This is a genomic window from Streptomyces huiliensis (assembly GCF_020037025.1).
GTDB lineage: Bacteria > Actinomycetota > Actinomycetes > Streptomycetales > Streptomycetaceae > Streptomyces > Streptomyces huiliensis.
The window spans coordinates 1-234 of the sequence record NZ_JAIQLH010000508.1 but is presented as its reverse complement, the minus strand read 5'-3'; the positions used below and the strand labels follow the sequence as shown (position 1 = coordinate 234).

The 234-nt window shown below is 68.8% G+C and carries 1 pseudogene; it reads left to right on the top strand.

Going from position 1 to position 234, the window contains the following annotated elements:
* A pseudogene (locus tag JNW98_RS35525) lies at positions 1-234 on the top strand (FG-GAP repeat protein); the annotation flags it as partial.

Sequence of the window (234 nt, the reverse complement as noted above, 5' to 3'; positions counted from 1 at the left end):
GCCGCCTCCGGTTTCTTCGTCGCCAACAAGGCCGTCCCCAGCACCACGACCGGCGACTTCGACGGCGACGGCAAGGCCGACATCGCCGTCCTCTACAACAACGGCCGGACCGACGCCGGCAAGAACCTGACCACGCTGTACAAGTTCACCGGCAACGGCCACGGCTTCGACGCCCCCGTCAAGGTGTGGGACAACGCCGCCGCCTCCGCCCAGAGCTGGAACGCCGACCGCAGC